This is a genomic window from Clostridium sp. AN503 (assembly GCF_040719375.1).
Taxonomy (GTDB): Bacteria; Bacillota; Clostridia; order Lachnospirales; family Lachnospiraceae; genus Brotaphodocola.
The window spans coordinates 2,062,215-2,080,058 of record NZ_JBFDTP010000002.1 but is presented as its reverse complement, the minus strand read 5'-3'; the positions used below and the strand labels follow the sequence as shown (position 1 = coordinate 2,080,058).

The 17,844-nt window shown below is 46.0% G+C and carries 17 protein-coding genes and 1 riboswitch; all 17 genes read left to right on the top strand.

Annotated features, from left to right (window positions below; all coding sequences use genetic code 11):
* Positions 1 to 92 precede the first annotated feature (92 nt).
* The 17 genes from AB1I67_RS16955 to purB all read left to right on the top strand — a co-directional run bounded on the left by AB1I67_RS16955 (position 93) and on the right by purB (position 17,517).
* Positions 93 to 737, top strand: a complete 645-nt coding sequence (locus AB1I67_RS16955; protein WP_367031130.1) for a single-stranded DNA-binding protein — start codon at positions 93 to 95, stop codon at positions 735 to 737.
* 90 nt (positions 738 to 827) lie between these two features.
* The gene (locus AB1I67_RS16950) at positions 828 to 1,331 is read left to right on the top strand and encodes a cob(I)yrinic acid a,c-diamide adenosyltransferase (protein WP_367031129.1); all 504 of its coding nucleotides are present in this window, start codon (positions 828 to 830) and stop codon (positions 1,329 to 1,331) included.
* Positions 1,332 to 1,566: 235 nt separating this feature from the next.
* Positions 1,567 to 2,490 (top strand): ribokinase, encoded by a 924-nt coding sequence (gene rbsK, locus AB1I67_RS16945; protein ID WP_367031128.1) that lies wholly within the window; start codon positions 1,567 to 1,569, stop codon positions 2,488 to 2,490.
* 73 nt (positions 2,491 to 2,563) lie between these two features.
* On the top strand, positions 2,564 to 3,697 hold the full coding sequence (locus AB1I67_RS16940; protein WP_367031127.1) for a BMP family ABC transporter substrate-binding protein: 1,134 nt from the start codon (positions 2,564 to 2,566) through the stop codon (positions 3,695 to 3,697).
* A 67-nt stretch (positions 3,698 to 3,764) separates the two neighbouring features.
* Complete coding sequence (locus tag AB1I67_RS16935) at positions 3,765 to 5,315, top strand: ABC transporter ATP-binding protein (protein ID WP_367031125.1); 1,551 nt, start codon at positions 3,765 to 3,767, stop codon at positions 5,313 to 5,315.
* The gene (locus AB1I67_RS16930; RefSeq protein ID WP_367031124.1) at positions 5,312 to 6,406 is read left to right on the top strand and encodes an ABC transporter permease; all 1,095 of its coding nucleotides are present in this window, start codon (positions 5,312 to 5,314) and stop codon (positions 6,404 to 6,406) included. The genes AB1I67_RS16935 and AB1I67_RS16930 overlap by 4 nt, the downstream gene beginning before the upstream one ends.
* Positions 6,406 to 7,341 carry an ABC transporter permease gene (locus AB1I67_RS16925; RefSeq protein ID WP_367031123.1) on the top strand — a complete coding sequence of 312 codons (936 nt, stop codon included), beginning with the start codon at positions 6,406 to 6,408 and terminating at the stop codon, positions 7,339 to 7,341. The genes AB1I67_RS16930 and AB1I67_RS16925 overlap by 1 nt, the downstream gene beginning before the upstream one ends.
* A gap of 13 nt (positions 7,342 to 7,354) precedes the next feature.
* On the top strand, positions 7,355 to 8,314 hold the full coding sequence (locus AB1I67_RS16920) for a nucleoside hydrolase (RefSeq protein WP_367031121.1): 960 nt from the start codon (positions 7,355 to 7,357) through the stop codon (positions 8,312 to 8,314).
* A gap of 22 nt (positions 8,315 to 8,336) precedes the next feature.
* A complete protein-coding gene (locus AB1I67_RS16915; protein WP_367031119.1) occupies positions 8,337 to 8,972 on the top strand; it encodes a YitT family protein in 636 nt (211 codons plus the stop codon).
* Between the two features lie 28 nt (positions 8,973 to 9,000).
* Positions 9,001 to 10,002: a nucleoside hydrolase gene (locus AB1I67_RS16910; RefSeq protein ID WP_367031117.1), complete on the top strand. Its 1,002-nt coding sequence runs from the start codon at positions 9,001 to 9,003 to the stop codon at positions 10,000 to 10,002.
* 135 nt (positions 10,003 to 10,137) lie between these two features.
* Positions 10,138 to 12,042 (top strand): PfkB family carbohydrate kinase, encoded by a 1,905-nt coding sequence (locus tag AB1I67_RS16905; RefSeq protein WP_367031116.1) that lies wholly within the window; start codon positions 10,138 to 10,140, stop codon positions 12,040 to 12,042.
* 49 nt (positions 12,043 to 12,091) lie between these two features.
* A riboswitch (Lysine riboswitch) is annotated at positions 12,092 to 12,264 on the top strand.
* Positions 12,265 to 12,395: 131 nt separating this feature from the next.
* Positions 12,396 to 13,280, top strand: a complete 885-nt coding sequence (gene dapA / locus AB1I67_RS16900) for a 4-hydroxy-tetrahydrodipicolinate synthase (RefSeq protein ID WP_367031115.1) — start codon at positions 12,396 to 12,398, stop codon at positions 13,278 to 13,280.
* Positions 13,281 to 13,357: 77 nt separating this feature from the next.
* Positions 13,358 to 14,122 carry a 4-hydroxy-tetrahydrodipicolinate reductase gene (gene dapB / locus AB1I67_RS16895; protein ID WP_367031113.1) on the top strand — a complete coding sequence of 255 codons (765 nt, stop codon included), beginning with the start codon at positions 13,358 to 13,360 and terminating at the stop codon, positions 14,120 to 14,122.
* 176 nt (positions 14,123 to 14,298) lie between these two features.
* Positions 14,299 to 14,652: a hypothetical protein gene (locus AB1I67_RS16890; protein WP_367031112.1), complete on the top strand. Its 354-nt coding sequence runs from the start codon at positions 14,299 to 14,301 to the stop codon at positions 14,650 to 14,652.
* A gap of 145 nt (positions 14,653 to 14,797) precedes the next feature.
* Positions 14,798 to 15,184, top strand: a complete 387-nt coding sequence (locus tag AB1I67_RS16885) for a hypothetical protein (RefSeq protein ID WP_367031111.1) — start codon at positions 14,798 to 14,800, stop codon at positions 15,182 to 15,184.
* Positions 15,185 to 15,362: 178 nt separating this feature from the next.
* Positions 15,363 to 16,073: a phosphoribosylaminoimidazolesuccinocarboxamide synthase gene (gene purC / locus AB1I67_RS16880; RefSeq protein ID WP_367031110.1), complete on the top strand. Its 711-nt coding sequence runs from the start codon at positions 15,363 to 15,365 to the stop codon at positions 16,071 to 16,073.
* 13 nt (positions 16,074 to 16,086) lie between these two features.
* Complete coding sequence (gene purB / locus AB1I67_RS16875; RefSeq protein ID WP_367031109.1) at positions 16,087 to 17,517, top strand: adenylosuccinate lyase; 1,431 nt, start codon at positions 16,087 to 16,089, stop codon at positions 17,515 to 17,517.
* Positions 17,518 to 17,844 lie beyond the last annotated feature (327 nt).

Here is a 17,844-nt window from a genome sequence, read left to right as displayed (position 1 = left end):
CGATTGAAAAATCTCATACATCAGGGTTCTTTTTCATAAACATACTATTAGCGTAAAGCAAAATTGTAAATGAAAGAGGAGAGAGAAGTACCATGGCAGAAAAAGTGATTGAGAACAACAAAGTGAGCGTAATTGGAGAGATTATTTCTGGGTTTACCTTTAGTCACGAGGTATTCGGGGAAGGATTCTATGTGGTAGATGTGGCGGTAAACCGGCTGAGTGAACAGGCGGATGTGATACCGCTTATGATTTCGGAACGTTTGATCAATGTGCAGGAGGATTACCGGGGATGCACTGTGGAGGCGATCGGACAGTTCCGTTCTTATAACCGGCACGAGGGGGTCAAGAACCGTCTGGTGTTGTCGGTATTCGTGCGTGAGATCAATTTTATGGAGGAGTTTACGGATTATACAAAGACCAACCAGATATTCCTGGACGGCTATATCTGTAAGGAGCCGATCTATCGGAAGACCCCGCTGGGGAGAGAGATCGCAGATCTTTTGCTGGCAGTGAACCGGCCTTATGGCAAGTCTGATTACATACCCTGCATCGCGTGGGGACGCAATGCCAGATTCGCTTCCAGCTTTGAGGTGGGAACCCGCGTCTGTGTCTGGGGAAGGGTTCAGAGCCGCGAATACACCAAGAAACTGAGTGAGACGGAGTGCGAGAAGAGGGTGGCGTATGAAGTGTCCATCAGCAAGCTGGAGTGTGGCGACAACGGTGATATGGAGGAATAAAACTTGCAAACCGTGACCAAATGTGTTACGATAAGCAGGCTGTATAATATATGTAAACCTATTCAGAGAAAATGATTGAGGTGCGTAAGGATGAGTACAGGAAAAATAGAAGTTATCTGCGGGAATAACGGCTCGGGCAAGACTGCTCTTGCACTGGGAAGGGCACTGCAGGCCCTGACAAGGCAAAAGAGCGTGATCGTCATCCAGTTTTTGAAGGGAAACCAGAAACAGGAGGACTTGGCTGTTATCAAGCGCCTGGAACCGGAGCTGAAGATATTCCGGTTTGAAAAGGCCGGCTGTTATTTTGAACATCTGTCGGCGGAAGAACAGCAGGAGGAACGGATCAATATCCTCAACGGACTGAACTATGCCAAAAAGGTAATGACCACGGGCGAATGTGACCTGCTGGTCCTGGATGAGGCGCTGGGGCTGGTTGACCAGGGGATCATCAGCGCCGGGGAGCTGATAGCTCTGCTGGACTGCCGGGATGAGGCGGATGTGGTCCTGACAGGACAGGTGCTTCCGGATTCCGTGAGGGAGATCGCAGATCAGGTAGAGCGGGTTGAGATTCAAGTTGACAACCGCCGCAGTTGATGAAATTAATAAAATCAAAAAAGGTACCTAATACTGAAAAAGTATCAGGTACCTTTTTTTTGCTTTGAAATGTACAAAAGATATAAAACAAGACGAGAAAAAAACAAAAAAAACACAAAAATGAATAATATAGGTTGACAAGTACCATAAATGGTACTATAAATAAATAAAAGAAATATGTTTCTGAAATCTATTTCTTAAACATAAATCACAAAAATAGGGAGGTAAAACCAACGTGAGAAAAAAGATCTTGATAATAGGCAGCTTAAATGTTGATATTGTCATTGAGATGGAACATATGCCTGTTATCGGTGAAACTGTATTAGGTACAGGTCTTCGATATGTGCCGGGAGGAAAAGGAGCGAATCAGGCATGTGCCGCAGCCAGGCTTGGCGGCGACGTAAAAATGTTAGGTTGTATAGGCCGGGATGAGTTTGGAGAAAAACAGAAAAAGAGTCTTTCAGATAATGGGGTTGATATTCGTGATTTGAAAGTGAGTAGCATGTTTGGTACGGGAACCGCCAGTATTTATGTAGATAAGGACGGAAATAACAGTATTGTGGTAGTACCGGCAGCAAATCAGGAGTGCGATATTGAATATCTGCAAAAAAATGATATGTCCATACAAGAGTGCGATTATGTTATTTTGCAGATGGAGATTCCGTATGATTCCATTAGGTATGCAATAAAACGGGCTAAAGAACTTGGAAAGATTGTTATTCTGAATCCGGCGCCGGCTCCAGAATGTATTTCAGATGAGATGCTGAAGGATGTGGATTACATAACACCTAATGAAACGGAACTTATGAGATTGTCGGGAAAAACCGGGATAGATATGGATGGATTTATCGAAGGAGCGCATAAGCTGCTTCTACGGGGCGTGAAAAATGTACTGGTAACGCTGGGGGAAAAGGGCGCAATGCTGGTAAATAAAGAGAAAGCTTTCGTGTATCCTACAAGAAAGGTTGTACCGGTAGATACAACAGCGGCAGGTGATTGTTTCAATGGAGCATTTGCAGTAGCGCTTTCAGAAGGAAAAGATTTAGGGAAGGCTGTGTGTTTTGCAAATGCGGCATCTTCTGTTGCTGTAACACGAAGCGGGGCACAGACGTCTTTACCGGAACGGGAGGAGGCAGATGAAGCATTTATGACGATGTAGACAGGCTGATGGAGTGAAGAGAGAAACATGGTGTTAAGAGATACGAAAAAGATAAGAAAGAGAGGTATTGATTATGAAAAAATGGATGGTATTGGGACTGGCTGGAATGATGGCAATGGGACTTACTGCATGTGGTTCCGAAAAGGCTGCGGATAAGGCGCCATCAAAAAGTGAGAACACAGCTCAGGCGGATTCAGACAGTACAGCAGATGCAGCACAGCAGAAAGCAATTTTGATTGTAAATGGAAATCTTGGAGATTTGGGTTTTTTTGATTCGGCTAATGCGGGAATGCAGCGGTTGAAAAATGAACTGGGCATGGGAATTCAGGTAATAGAAACGGGGGATGATGAATCTAAATGGGAATCTGCTCTTGCAGATGCGGCTGAGGAGGATGTAGATTATGTGATTGCAGTTTCTCCTTCTATGGTGGAGCCGATGCAGAATATTGCCCCGCAGTATCCGGAGAAAAAGTTTTTGATGATGGATAATACCGTCGATTTTGAGAGCGGCGACTATGGAAATGTTTATTGTGCAACATTTAAGCAGAATGAGGGATCGTTCCTGGCAGGTGCGGTTGCAGCAACTATGGCAAAGGAGAATGGTAAACTGGGCTTTGTAGGTGGTATGGATATCCCTCCGATTAATGATTTTCTGGTAGGCTATATCGAAGGTGCGCTGGCAGTAAATCCTGATATCAAAGTGACTGCAACTTATCCTGGTGATTACTATGATCCGGCAAAGGGAAAAGAGCATGGTATCGTGTTGCTGAATCAGGGGGTAGAGGTGATGTTTGCAGCTGCCGGTCCTACCGGTTTGGGCGTGATTGAGGCAGCAGCAGATGCTGGAAAATATATTATTGGTGTGGATTCCGATCAGTCCGCAGCCTATACAGCTAATGGTGACCAGAAAACTGCTGATCACATTGTGACTTCCATGATGAAAAATGTAGGTGATGCTATCTTTAGAGCCGTTCAGCTGGATCAGGAGGGGAAACTTCCTTTGGGCAGTTCTGAAAGCCTTGGAATTGCAGAAGGTGGTGTGGGTCTTGCCAAGAACGACGTATATAATAATACACTGACTGATGAGGAGAAAGCCGCGATTGATGCGATTGAGGAGAAAGTTATTTCCGGAGATATTAAAGTCAGTACGGCTATCGGAATGACAACAGAAGAATTAGACAGCTTAAGAAACAGCGTAGCGCCGTAAAGAACAGCATGGCTGAGGGTGTCGGCATTTCGGCACCCTCTTGTGATATAAGAGATGAGGGACGCAGATGAGTGAGAAGGTAATCTTGCAGGTGGAAAATATTTGGAAGGTATATCCAAATGGGATTGTCGCAAATAAGAATATTAATTTTGAAGTGCATGAGGGGGAAATCCATGCACTGATTGGTGAAAATGGGGCAGGAAAATCGACCTTAATGAAAATTCTGTTTGGTATTGAAACACCAGAAGAAGGTCACATTTTTTTGAACGGAAAAGAAGTGAAAATAGAAAACTCCAAAAAAGCGATAAGCCTTGGCATTGGTATGGTACATCAGCATTTTATGCTGGTAGATTCACTGACAATTGCTGAAAATATAGTTCTGGGAAATGAACCGACAAAATGCAGGATATTTATGAATACAAGTGAGATGCTTAAACAGGCCGGGGAATGCGCAGAGAAATATAATTTTAATATCAACGTAAATGATAAGATAGAAGATGTCAGTGTTGGTGTGAAGCAAAAGACAGAGATTTTAAAAGCGCTGGTGCGCGGGGCCAGGATCCTGATACTTGACGAACCAACAGCGGTCCTCACACCTCAGGAGACAAAAGAGCTTTTTGTGGAGCTTAATACTCTGAAAAAACAGGGGCATACGATTATCTTTATTTCACATAAGTTAAATGAAATTATGGAAATTTGTGACCGGGTTACAATTATGCGTCATGGAACAACGGTGGATACGTGTTTTATCAAGGATACGAACCCACAGGAAATATCGAATAAAATGGTAGGAAGGGAAATCGTACTTCATGTGGACAAGGAGCCTGCGAAACGGGGCGATGTATTCCTGGAAGCAGAGCATCTGGTCTATGTCAACAGTATTGGGAAAAAGGCACTGAATGATGTCAGCCTGAAACTGCGAAAAGGAGAGATATTAAGTGTAGCCGGGGTGGAGGGGAATGGGCAGGCAGAGCTTGCAGCAATATTAACTGGGATGAAGAAGCCTGTCAGCGGCTGTGTCAAAGTTCAGGGAGAAAATATTGAAAAGTTTGAACCGGCAGTCTTGCGTCGCCATCATCTTACCTATATTCCGGAAGACCGCATGACCAATGGCTGTGCCTCGAAATTAAGCATATTGGATAATTTATTTGCAGATAAAATAAACCAGTATTTACGCAACCGGATTTTTCTGGATAAGAAAAAAATGAAGGACCAGGCTGAACATTTGGTTGAAGATTTCAGCATTTTATGCAGATCCACAAATCATCAGGTACAAATGCTTTCCGGGGGCAATATCCAGAAAGTGGTAGCTGCCCGTGAATTGACGGAGGAGGCACAAATCATTATTGCAGAGCAACCGACTCGTGGTATTGATGCAGGAGCCTCGGAACTGATTCGGCGTAAAATTGTAGAATACAGGGATAAAGGAGCAGCAGTTCTCCTGATATCCGCAGATTTGAATGAAGTGCTGGAATTGAGTGACAGCGCCATAGTTATGCATAACGGTAGAATCAGTGCTTATTTTAAGGAAACCAGCACGCTGACGGAGGAAGAGCTTGGTTATTACATGTTGGGTGTGAAGCATCAGACAGAGGAGGAGGTGTGTGCAATATTATGAGATCAAAGAAAAAAATGACGGTGGAGCAATTTAGTGTCTGGTTTGAAATGGTGCGTTTTGCTCTTGCTATCTTCATTGCATTTGCTATTTCTTTTATTATCATGTCATTTTCGACAGATGCGCCGTTCATGGCTATCGGCAATCTGTTTGTAGGACCACTGACCTCGGTCAGGCGGTTCAGTACGGTCTTAGAGGTCATGATACCCCTGACTTTTGCAGGGTTGGCTGTTAATGTGATGTTTAAAGCGAACCAGTTTAATCTGTCGGCGGAAGGCGCATTTTTTATGGGGGCTCTGATTGCTGCAATTATTGCAATTTACATGCCGGGACCTCCTCTTCTGGTGATCATCACAGGAATGACAGCAGCTGGGATTGTAGGAGCAATGGTATGTGCAATTCCAGGTGTGCTGAAAATAAAATGGAACTGTAGCGAAATGGTGGTTTCCCTGATGTTAAACTATGTGATGTTATATTTGGGCACTTATATTTTTAATCAGGTGGCAAGAGATCCGGATTCGGCATACAAGGCATCCTACACATTTCGTGAAGGCGTGAATCTTGGAAATATTATTCCCAGGACCCGTCTTCATGCAGGTATTTTCATTGTGGCGGTTTTTGTTGTTTTGACTTACATATTTATGTTTAAAACGAAATGGGGTTATAAACTGAGGATGACAGGCAGTAATATTCACTTTGCAAAATGCGCGGGTATAGGTGTTGCCGGTGTTATCATGAGCGCTCAGTTGATCGGAGGTTTTATTGCCGGCGTTGGAGGCGGTACGGAAATGCTGGGAATGTACTCACGATTCCAATGGTCTGCTTTGCCAGGTTATGGTTTTGACGGAGTCATTTTAAATATTCTTGCAAAGGAAAACCCTGCATATATTCCGGTGGCAGCCTTTTTTGTGGCGTATCTGCGTATTGGTGCTGATTATATGTATAAACAGTCTGATGTTGCTTCTGAGATTGTAGCAATTATTGAAGGATTGGTGATTGTCCTGGTGGCAGCTACCGCCTTTCTTGCAAAATACCGTCACAAGATGACGGCAAAGGTATCCAGAAATTTGTTGGAGACAGGGGGTGCGAAATAATGTCAGATGTTGTACAGTCCGTTTTTAGCACAGCGTTTCTTTTTTCGGTTATCCGTGTAGCGACGCCTCTGATCCTGGCATCTATGGGTGCGGTGATTACATCGAATGCGGGAATTACTAATATTGGTATTGAAGGTGTCATGTTGGTGTCAGCCCTGGCAGGTGTATTTGCCAGTGCATTTGGGGCGGGTCCATGGTTCGGATTCCTTGTGGCAATTTTGACTGGTGTTTTATGTTCTTTGGCGATTGGTTATGTTTCTATGAGTTTGAAAGCGGACAGCGTATTGACCTGTATTGCATTTAATACCATGGCAGTAGGAGGGACCGTGTATTTTATGTATGCGGTGGTTCGGGATAAAGGCACGACAATTGCGCTCAATTCCGGTAAGCTTCCATCTGTAGAACTTCCGATTATCAAGGATGTTCCGATATTAGGAGAATTTTTATCAAATCACAATGTAGTATCGTATCTTGCAATTGTGATGGTCGTGCTGGTTTATATCCTGTTGTATAAAACCCCCCTGGGACTTCGGATACGATCAGCAGGCAAAGCTCCGAATGCATTGTCTTCCGTAGGCGTCAGCCTGGTAAGAACCAGATATATTGCTCTGGGTATCAGCGGCATCCTGGGAGGTATGGCAGGGGCATTTATGTCTATGGGATATGTAACGTGGTTCTCAAAGAACATGACAGCAGGACGCGGTTTTATTGCCTTGGCGGCAGACGCTATGGGCAATTCTACTCCGGTAGGAGCAGCTTTGTCGGCACTGCTTTTTGCAACGGCAGAAGCGTTGTCCTATTCTTTGCAGATCACATCGATTCCGCCAGAACTGGTGCAGATGCTGCCATATTTAGTAACGATTATCGGTCTGGTCGCATATGCAGCCAGGCGGACTGCTTTAGATAAAAGAAAAAGAGAATTGATGGCAAAATAGAGAGGATAAAAAAATGGAAAAAAGAATACCGATTATTATAGACTGTGATCCGGGACATGATGATGCGATGGCAATACTGTGGGCACTGTCATCTCCAAGGCTGGAACTGCGTGCGGTAACGACAGTGGCGGGAAACCAGACAATCGAAAAAGTAACAAATAATGCGATCAAGGTGCTGACAAAAGCTCGCAGACTGGATATTCCTGTAGCAATGGGGGCAAAACAGCCATTGATCAGGAAACTTGTGGTTGGTGGTGAAGTAGTGCACGGAAGTTCTGGTCTGGAAGGGCCGGTTCTTCCAGAGTGTGGTTTTGAACCGTCTGAAATGACTGCATTGGAGCTTCTTATAAAGACTATAGAGGAATCGGATGAAATGATTACACTGGTTCCAATCGGACCATTGACTAACATTGCCACGCTTTTCATTGTGAGACCAGATTTGAAAAAGAAAATAGAACGGCTTTCTATTATGGGCGGTGGTGCCTATATGGGAAATTGGACTCCGGCGGCAGAGTACAATATCTGGGCCGATCCGGAAGCGGCAAAAGTAGTGTTTAACAGTGGGCTGCCGATTATCATGTCGGGTTTGGATGTTACGCACAAGGCCTATATTACCAGAGAGGAAAACGAAAGGCTGAGGGCACAGGGAAATGAGATTTCTGTTTTTGCTGCGGAACTGATCGATTATTTTAGCCGTTATCATTATGAGGTAGAAGGATTTCCGGGATGTACGATGCATGATCCTACTGCAATTGCGGTGCTTCTGTATCCGGAGATATTCACTGGTGTTACCTGTAATGTGGATGTGGAGGTATCTGGTGAGTTGACTACCGGTATGACAGTAGTGGATACTATCGGATATAAAGAAAAAATATTTGGAGAGAAGGTCGATAAAAATACGACAGTTCTTTTTCAGGTGGACAGGCAGAAATATGTAGAATATTTCTTTTCAGCAATGAAGCAGCTGAATTAGACTTAAAAAGGAGAGCATAACAGTGAAAAAAGATCATTTAGCGCTGCGGGTTTTAGTAGCGGTTATCGGACTTATGATAAGTGGTGTAGGGGTAGGCATCTTCCTTTATAGTCAGTTGGGAGTGGACCCAGCCAGCGTTTTGGAACTGGGACTTGGCAATGTATTTCATGTCAGTTATGGTACGGCGTCGGCATTGACAAATATTGTGATCTTGGGAATTGTGTTTTTTGTGGATAAATCCTACATCAATTTATCTTCTGTACTGGCTATTTTCGGAATTGGATATACGGCCGATTTCACCAGCTTTGTGCTGGATCATTTTATTAGGGGAGAATTGGATTTGGTTGTCCGGATTGTTATGATTTTAGTCGGCTGTCTTATCATGGCTATAGGAATAGCAACTTATATCCGTGCAGAACTGGGAGTGGGGGCAATAGACCTGGTATCGGAAATTATCAGTGCCAAACTTCATCGTTCATACAGAATGGTTCGTATTGTGGGAGATATCTCATTTGTTGTCATCGGTTTTTTCCTGGGAGGGACTGTTGGAATCGGAACTGTGGTAGCTGCATTTATGACCGGACCGGCAGTGCAATTTGTAAGACCATACGTTTATCTGCTGACGGATAAAATGCTTGGTGATTCGGCAACAGCATAAATGGCTTATTTAGACAAGGAGGAAGGTCATGGTGAAAAATGTAATTTTGGATATCGATTCCGTAGGAGACGACATCCTGGCAGTGCTTTATGGCGCGCTGAATCCGGATATCAATCTGCTTGGAATTACGACTGTAAATGGCGCCTGTGGCAGCATTGAACAGGCGGTTAATGTAGCTTTGAATACGGTAGCGCTTACTGGAAAGCATATTCCGGTTTATGCAGGAGCAGAGGAAATGCTTAATCCCAGAAAGACTTCGTCAGACGGAGATCCAGTGAACTTTGATGAAGAACTGCGCTGGAAATTCGGAAGCCGTCTGGACAAATTCAATGAAGTGGCGAAAAAGCCGGTAATAGAAGCTGAAACCATGTCGGCAGTAGATTTTCTGATCCAGTCTTTTTTGGAAAAGCCAGGAGAGATCACATTAGTGACAACAGGACCACTTACTAATATAGCGCTGGCATTGATTAAGGAACCTGCAATTGCTGAAAAGATAAAGGAAGCATATATTCTGGGTGGATCATTTCGCGTGGCAGGCAATATCACGCCTGTGACAGAATATAACATCTGGGCGGATCCGGAGGCGGCTAAAATCGTGCTGAATTCCAATATGAAAGTCACGCTGGTACCGTTGGATGTATGTGAGAATAACCACTTTGCAGATGGAATGCTGACGCGGGACCATCTGTCAGAACTCAAGTATGAAGGAAAAGGGGCAGTGGTGGAATATATCGTGGAGAAGTTCCCGATTTATATTGATATCTGGCGCGAGTTTTTTAAACTGGGCGGCTTCCCAATGGACGATGTGATTACTTTAGCGCTGACGGTCAATCCGGAACTTTGCGAATATACAGAGCCTGTGTTTGTGGATATTGAACTGGACGGAGAACTGGCAAGAGGACAGACCATTGCGTATTTTGGAGAACAGATAGTAAAAAATGCAAAAAAGGAACACAGGAACGTGAGGATAGCAAAAAGTATTCAGGGAAAACGATTCATGGATCTGTTTGTGAAAACGATTATTGGATAAACAATTAGATGTGATAGGAAAGAGGAGAGGGCATGATAAGATAATTGCTCTCTCCCTTTTGGTATGTTATACTCAATGTAAGTTTATTGGTCCGGAGTATAGAGGGAAAGGGAAGCGAATAAAAGGTGATCTTGTATGAATATTAAGGATATCGCAAACTTATGTGGTGTGTCGCCGTCTACTGTGTCGAAAATCCTTCATGATAAGGATGATGACATTAGTGTAGAAACGCGTAGAAAGGTACTGGAAGTTATTAAAAAGTATCAGTATGTACCGTACTCAAAAGTCTTGAAAAATGCTGCGCCCAAGACGAACACGATTGGAGTGTTGATATCGGAGCAGGAATATGGAGCACAGGAACTTTTGTATCATATTGAGAGAACAGCTTCTGAGAATGGTTACAGTATTATGCTGTGTAATACTTCCGGGGACGTCTCACTGGCATCCAGATGCCTGCATATTCTTAATAATAAAGGAGTGGATGGAATTATTAGCATCTTCCAGGAGGAGGAGCTTCTGTCGCAGACCACGATTCCGGCAATTCGCCTGGATCATAAAAAACATAAGACCAGTATAACTGGAGTTGCAGATATTTATTTTGAAATGACGGATGCCGGGTATCTGGCAGTTTCTTATCTGTTTGAAAAAGGACATCGAAAAATAGCATGTCTTCTCAGTGAAGAGGACAACGATGTTATGGAAGGATATTTAAGGGCGTTTAAGGAACAGTTCCTTTCGCCAGATTGGGAATGGCTGATTCGTGGAAATGAAGAAGATTTGGTGAAAGTGGGGATTCCTAAATGCCTGGAGATGGATGTAACTGCTATTATTTGTACGGATGTAGAAACGGGAAATATATTTTATGAAAAGCTGCGGGCACGGGGAGATGTAGTGCCTGACAATATCTCTGTTATCAGTGTGCGGAACAGCCGTTTGGCAGATCGTTTGTTTCCTAAAATGGCAGCTGTCCATATTCCATCTGAACAATTAGGGAAAGAGTCTGTTGATATTTTGATCGAACTTATCGAAGGAAAAAAATCAGCACATGAATACCGAAAAAAAGCAGAATTGGAGATTGTAGAACGAGGAAGTGTCGTACCGCCGGTAAAATATAGTCAAGGCGGAAAAATAGTTGTGGTTGGCAGCATGAACATGGACTGTATGATTAGTGTGGGACATATTCCCACCGGAGGTGAAACGCTAAAAGCCGGAAGCATTGTTTCACTGCCAGGTGGAAAAGGCGCTAACCAGGCAGTCGGCGCAGGGAAACTGGGCGGGTTAGTATATATGGTTGGACGTCTTGGTAATGATAGTGACGGAAAGGTGATCTATAACAGTCTGGTAGATCATGGAGTCCGTACAGATGGAGTGATTTTTGATGATTCTACTCCGACAGGGAAGGCATATATTAACGTGGCTTCAAATGGAGAAAGCACAATTGTCATTTATCCTGGAGCCAATGAAAAATTGGGAAGAGAGCAGGTGAAACAATTTGAACATTTGCTTGATGATGCAAAATATTGTCTTTTAACGTTGGAAATTGAGGAAGAAACTGTAGAATATACGATTCGTAAATGCCAGAAAAAGCAGGTTGAGGTTATCCTAAAACCATCGGCAGTCGAAAAAATGAAAGAAAGCCTGTTTGGTCAGATTTCCTATTTTGTGCCGAACGAGAAGGAGTTAAAGCAATTGTTACCGGGAGAAGCTTCGATTGAAGAAAAGGCGGTGATCCTTCTGGATAAAGGTGTGAAGAATGTGATTATAACATTAGGGGAAAAGGGCTGTTATTTTCGGAACAGGGAGCAGGAACGATATTTTCCGGCGGCAGATTTTTTTCCTGTGGATACGACAGGAGCGGCAGATGCGTTTATTGCAGCATTGGCGGTTTATCTGAGTGAGGGAAAGGATATTCTCCAGGCAATCAGTTTTGCTACTTACGCTGCTGGTATCAGTATTACCAGGCAGGGGGTTCAGTCCGGGATGGTTGACCGGCAGGGGATTACTTTATATCAGGAAGAAATTGCGGGGCTGCTGCGTTAGTGCAGTCATAGTTGACAATTATGCAAGTTAATGATAGTATTACTACATAAAAGCAAGTAGAGGTTGCGTGAAGCATGAGTAAGGTATCGGATGCGCCAGAAGCAGAAGAAGATACCGGAAAGGGCGGACGCCGAAGATGAAGATGTACTGGACATTTTTTTCTGGGCGTATGGTGAAGAACCATATGACTGTCATCTGAATGGATGGAGGGCTACTTAAAGAAGTAATACCGCATGCAGACTTGCATGATTACGGACTTTAAGGGCTGACTTAATCTGTCAGCCCTTATTTTTCGGACAATTTGTTGCTGGAATTTATTTAGAGGATGATGAATAAAGAAGGAGGAAGGATTTATGGCTATTTTTGAAGGAGCAGGCGTTGCATTGGTTACCCCGTTTACAGAATCCGGGGAGGTGAATTACCCGAGGCTGAAAGACCTTGTGGAGGAGCAGATCGCAGGTGGAACCGATTCGATCATCGTCTGCGGGACCACTGGAGAATCGTCCACCATGGGACATGAGGAGCACATCGACGTGGTCCGGTTCGTCTGCGAGGCAGTGAATAAGCGTATTCCGGTCATTGCAGGCGCCGGTTCTAATTGTACGAAGGAAGCCATCCATTTATCACAGGAGGCAGAGCGGGCCGGAGCCGACGGACTTCTGCTGGTGACTCCCTACTACAACAAGGCGACCCAGGGAGGCCTGATCGCCCACTATACGGCGATCTCGGATTCTGTGAAGATCCCGATCCTTTTATACCATATTCCGGGCCGTACCGGCGTGACCATGAAGCCGGAGACGATTGTGAAGCTCTGTAAGGAGGTACCAAACATTGTGGGCGTGAAGGAGGCCAGCGGCAATTTCTCAGCGATCGCAGAGATTATGAGCCTGGCCGACGGCTGTGTGGATCTGTATTCCGGCAACGATGACCAGATCGTACCGCTCCTGGCGATGGGCGGAAAAGGCGTGATCTCCGTGCTGTCCAATATTGCGCCGCGTCAGACTCACGATATCTGCGACACCTTTTTTAAGGGCGATGTGAAGAAGAGCTGTGAGCTGCAGCTTGAGGCGATCCCGTTGATTAATGCGCTGTTTTGCGAGGTGAATCCGATCCCTGTAAAGGCTGCCCTTAACCTTATGGGGAAGGAAGCCGGACCCATGCGCCTGCCGCTGACGGAGATGGAACCGCAGAATAAGGAGCGTCTGAAAAAAGCAATGCAGGATTACGGAATTTTATAAATTGACGGTAACATTTCAGGACGGCGGGAAAACAGGCGCCGTCCTGAAATGCTACAAAGGACAGGAGGGATTACAACATGGTAAGAATGATCATGCATGGCTGTAACGGCGCCATGGGCAGGACGATTTCGGCAATGGCCAGGGATATGGAAGGCATTGAGGTTGTGGCGGGCATCGATTTAAGCCCTCTTGCAGAGTCGGATTATCCGCAGTTCGCAGCCCTGGAGGAGTGCAGCGTGGAGGCGGATGTGATCGTGGACTTTGCTTCTGCAAAAGCGGTGGATCATCTGCTGGACTATTGTGAGGAGAGGAAAATGCCGCTGGTTTTATGTACCACGGGACTTTCCGAAGACCAGGTAAAAAAGATTCAGAAGACGGCAGAGCACACGGCGGTGCTCCGCTCTGCAAACATGTCCCTGGGGATCAATACGCTTCTGAAGCTTTTAAAGGATGCTGCCAGGGTTTTGGCGGGCGCCGGTTTTGATGTTGAGATCGTTGAGAAGCATCATAACCAGAAGGTGGACGCCCCCAGCGGAACGGCGCTTGCTCTGGCGGATTCCATCAATGAAGCCATGGAGGAGCAGTACCATTATAAATACGACCGCAGCACAGAGCGGGTGAAGCGGGATCCGAAGGAGATCGGGATTTTGGCGGTTCGGGGCGGTTCTATCGTGGGCGAGCATGAGGTGATCTTTGCAGGCAGGGACGAAGTGATTACCTTTACCCATACGGCTTATTCCAAAGCCATTTTTGCAAAAGGCGCGCTGGAGGCGGCAGTATTTCTGGCAGGAAAAGAAGCCGGGCTTTATGATATGGCAGACGTGATCGACGCAGCGTCGTAAGCTGCGGCCGGCGATAACTGGCAGCCGGCAGAATATGCCGGCAGGCCCTTATGATATGCTGTCTGGAAAAAAACGGGATTGATGGCAGATATTGGCGGGAATGGCGCTTCGATTTCCTCATAAAAATGATTCTCCGGTCACATACTAAAGACAACAAGTGAAAGGAGAATATGATTATGAAAAAAATCAGAATGTCATTTTGTATCCTGCTGCTGTCATTGATGGTGGCTGGTCTTGCAGGCTGTAGTAATAAGGATAATGCAAACAAGGGCACGTCCGGCAGCCAGACGACCCAGTCCTCCACCAGCCAGAGCGGTTCCAGTGCTGCGGGCCAGAATAGTTCCGGAGCGTCGGGAGAGTCCGGCGGAGCCGGGATGAACAGCGAAAGCGGCGGCACCGGAAACACCGGGGCAAACGGCGGTGAGGAGAGCAGCACCGGCGTGATCGACGGCCTTATGGATGATGTGGAAAAGGGCGTAGACGATCTGACCGGAGAAACAACCTCCGCAGCAGCCGACGAGAGCCGGTAGGAGCGGATTTGAGGGATCAAAAGAAATTGGGTGGGAAGTGCAATGCTTCCTGCCCAATTTTTTTGCAGATTTTTCTGGTGTGGGGAACTGGGCTGTGGTATCATTTTCTTATGAACGGAAGCAAGGGAGGAGGCGGATGCCTGTGATGGATTACCGCTGGCGGCCAGGTGACAGACGGTGGAGGAGGCTGCGCATAAGAGAAGCTGCAGAAAAGCGCTCTACATACAAAAAGATAAAACGGCTGAGAACTGCCCTTACGGTCATTCTGTGTCTGGAGCTGGCTGTGGGAGCCAGGCAGCTTTGGGCGTCCTTCGGGTCGAACATCCGCCTTCTGCACCGTGAGGAGTCCCGTTGTGTGGAATGGGTGAAGCCGGGACCGGGAGAAGAGGAGCAGTACGGCGCGGCATCCAGGGAAGAGGTACTGCAACAGGAAAAAGTACAGGACGTCTATGGTATCAGATTGAATCCGGACAGTCTGGAAATTCAGTTTTATCACCAGAAGCAGGAAGTCCAGCCTTCTGAACCGTATTAACGGATCGAAGCAAATGAAAAATTTTATTGCAATTCTCCATATGCTGTATTATAATTCCTTCTGAACTAGCATTCTTTTATATCTGAAACTTATAATTGTAACGATTCAGGCAGGGCATCTTCCTGCATGGCTTGTCTGGACTGTTACGATAAATTACCGAGAAGGACAGGTGGATCCCATGGAGAAAAGAGAGTTACTGTACGAAGGCAAGGCAAAAAAGGTTTTTACAACGGATGACCCGAGCGTATTGATCGTTTCCTATAAGGATGACGCGACCGCATTTGACGGCCTGAAAAAAGGCACGATCGTCGGAAAGGGCGCTATCAATAACCGTATGACCAATCATATTTTCAAACTGCTGGAGAAGAAGGGCGTGCCGACTCATCTGGTGGAGGAGCTGAACGATCGCGAGACCGCAGTGAAGAAGGTGGAGATCGTTCCGCTTGAGGTCATTATACGTAACTACTCTGCAGGGAGCTTCGCAAAGAAGATGGGCATGGAGGAAGGCGTGAAGTTCAATTGCCCGACTCTGGAGTTCAGCTACAAGAACGACGATCTGCATGACCCGTTCATCAACAGCTATTATGCCCTGGCGCTGGGGTTGGCTACCCAGGAGGAGATCGATACCATCACCAGATACGCATTTATCGTAAACGATGTGATGCAGGAGTATTTTGGGAGCCTTGGCATCGACCTGATCGATTTTAAGATTGAGTTCGGCAGACTGGCAGACGGCACCATCATTCTGGCGGACGAGGTGTCTCCGGATACCTGCCGTCTGTGGGATAAAGAAACCCATGAGAAACTGGACAAAGACCGTTTCCGGAGAGATCTGGGCAATGTTGAGGATGCATATAATGAAGTATTCCGCCGTCTTGGGATTGAATAAAATGGAGGTTTTTATGAACGACAGATATCAGAGCCCGTTGTCAGAGCGCTATGCCAGCCGTGAGATGCAGTACATTTTTTCTCCGGATAAAAAGTTTAAGACCTGGAGGAAGCTCTGGGTTGCACTGGCTGAGACCGAGATGGAGCTGGGACTGCCCATCACCCAGGAGCAGATTGATGAGCTGAAGGCTAATGCCGGCGACATCAATTATGAAGTAGCGAAAGAGCGGGAGAAGCTGGTGCGCCACGATGTAATGTCCCATGTATACGCTTATGGACAGCAGTGTCCGAATGCGAAAGGCATCATCCACCTGGGAGCAACCTCCTGCTACGTAGGAGATAATACGGACATCATTATTATGACCGAGGGCTTAAGGCTGGTCCGTAAAAAGCTTATCAATGTGATGGCAGAGCTTGCAAAGTTCGCCGACAGATACAAGAACCAGCCGACCCTTGCATTTACCCATTTCCAGCCTGCCCAGCCCACGACTGTTGGCAAGCGCGCGACGCTTTGGCTCAATGAGCTTTTACTGGATCTGGAGGATCTGGATCATGTGCTGGATACCATGAAGCTTCTGGGTTCCAAGGGAACTACCGGTACCCAGGCAAGCTTTTTGGAGCTGTTTGAGGGAGACCACGAGAAGTGCCGTAAAGCGGATCAGATGATAGCGGAAAAGATGGGCTTTTCTGCCTGCTATCCGGTATCAGGACAGACCTATTCCCGGAAGGTGGATACCCGTGTGCTGAACGTGCTGGCTGGTATTGCCCAGAGCGCCCACAAGTTTTCCAACGATATCCGTCTGCTCCAGCATTTAAAGGAAGTGGAAGAGCCATTTGAGAAGAACCAGATCGGTTCCTCCGCTATGGCTTATAAGAGGAACCCGATGCGTTCAGAGCGCATTGCCTCCCTGTCCAACTATGTGATGAGTGATGTGATGAACCCGATGTTAGTGGCATCCACCCAGTGGTTTGAGCGCACTCTGGATGATTCCGCCAACAAGCGTTTAAGTATTCCGGAGGGATTCCTTGCTGTCGATGGGATTCTGGATCTGTATCTCAATGTGGTGGACGGCCTTGTGGTATATCCAAAGGTGATCGAGAAGCATTTTATGGCGGAGCTGCCGTTTATGGCTACTGAGAACATCATGATGGATGCAGTAAAGGCCGGCGGTGACCGTCAGGAGCTGCATGAGCGCATCCGCCAGCTTTCCATGGAGGCTGGCAGAAATGTGAAGGAGAAGGGGCTGGATAATAACCTTCTGGAGCTGATCGCAGCAGATCCGGCATTTGGACTGAGTCTTGAGGAGCTTGAGTCCTGTATGGAGCCGTCCCGTTATGTGGGACGTGCGCCGCAGCAGGTGGAGGAGTTCTTATACGAGGTGGTGCAGCCGGTTCTGGATGAGAATCAGGATATTCTGGGGATGACGGCTGAAATTACTGTGTAAAGCTGCATGTTCTTGATAAAATATTGAAAACAGGATTTTCCCGAACATTACCAGGGTACGGGGGAATCCTGTTTTTAAATATTATTGATTTTGAGAAAATGCAGTTTTTAGGGATTGTCCGTCAGCTCTAAATGTGATAAACTGTTTTTACGATTCTCACAGACTTTCAGGCTGTGACAGTCAAGGGATATTCTTCCCATGATCCAATTATGGAAATTGAACGAATGGCAGGTGATCGATATGGTGATGGCCTAAATGATGGTGAAGTTTTGTTTTTCTTGAGTTTCCGCATTTTACAGCGGTGGCAGGCGGAAACTCAAGTTGTTT

What these genes read in the sequence shown, in the direction of transcription:
- AB1I67_RS16955 (WP_367031130.1), top strand. Translation starts at nt 93, where the DNA reads ATGGCAGAAAAAGTGATTGAGAACAACAAAGTGAGCGTAATTGGAGAG.
- AB1I67_RS16950 (WP_367031129.1), top strand. Translation starts at nt 828, where the DNA reads ATGAGTACAGGAAAAATAGAAGTTATCTGCGGGAATAACGGCTCGGGC.
- AB1I67_RS16940 (WP_367031127.1), top strand. Translation starts at nt 2,564, where the DNA reads ATGAAAAAATGGATGGTATTGGGACTGGCTGGAATGATGGCAATGGGA.
- AB1I67_RS16935 (WP_367031125.1), top strand. Translation starts at nt 3,765, where the DNA reads ATGAGTGAGAAGGTAATCTTGCAGGTGGAAAATATTTGGAAGGTATAT.
- AB1I67_RS16930 (WP_367031124.1), top strand. Translation starts at nt 5,312, where the DNA reads ATGAGATCAAAGAAAAAAATGACGGTGGAGCAATTTAGTGTCTGGTTT.
- AB1I67_RS16925 (WP_367031123.1), top strand. Translation starts at nt 6,406, where the DNA reads ATGTCAGATGTTGTACAGTCCGTTTTTAGCACAGCGTTTCTTTTTTCG.
- AB1I67_RS16920 (WP_367031121.1), top strand. Translation starts at nt 7,355, where the DNA reads ATGGAAAAAAGAATACCGATTATTATAGACTGTGATCCGGGACATGAT.
- AB1I67_RS16910 (WP_367031117.1), top strand. Translation starts at nt 9,001, where the DNA reads ATGGTGAAAAATGTAATTTTGGATATCGATTCCGTAGGAGACGACATC.
- AB1I67_RS16905 (WP_367031116.1), top strand. Translation starts at nt 10,138, where the DNA reads ATGAATATTAAGGATATCGCAAACTTATGTGGTGTGTCGCCGTCTACT.
- dapA (WP_367031115.1), top strand. Translation starts at nt 12,396, where the DNA reads ATGGCTATTTTTGAAGGAGCAGGCGTTGCATTGGTTACCCCGTTTACA.
- dapB (WP_367031113.1), top strand. Translation starts at nt 13,358, where the DNA reads ATGGTAAGAATGATCATGCATGGCTGTAACGGCGCCATGGGCAGGACG.
- AB1I67_RS16890 (WP_367031112.1), top strand. Translation starts at nt 14,299, where the DNA reads ATGAAAAAAATCAGAATGTCATTTTGTATCCTGCTGCTGTCATTGATG.
- AB1I67_RS16885 (WP_367031111.1), top strand. Translation starts at nt 14,798, where the DNA reads ATGGATTACCGCTGGCGGCCAGGTGACAGACGGTGGAGGAGGCTGCGC.
- purC (WP_367031110.1), top strand. Translation starts at nt 15,363, where the DNA reads ATGGAGAAAAGAGAGTTACTGTACGAAGGCAAGGCAAAAAAGGTTTTT.
- purB (WP_367031109.1), top strand. Translation starts at nt 16,087, where the DNA reads ATGAACGACAGATATCAGAGCCCGTTGTCAGAGCGCTATGCCAGCCGT.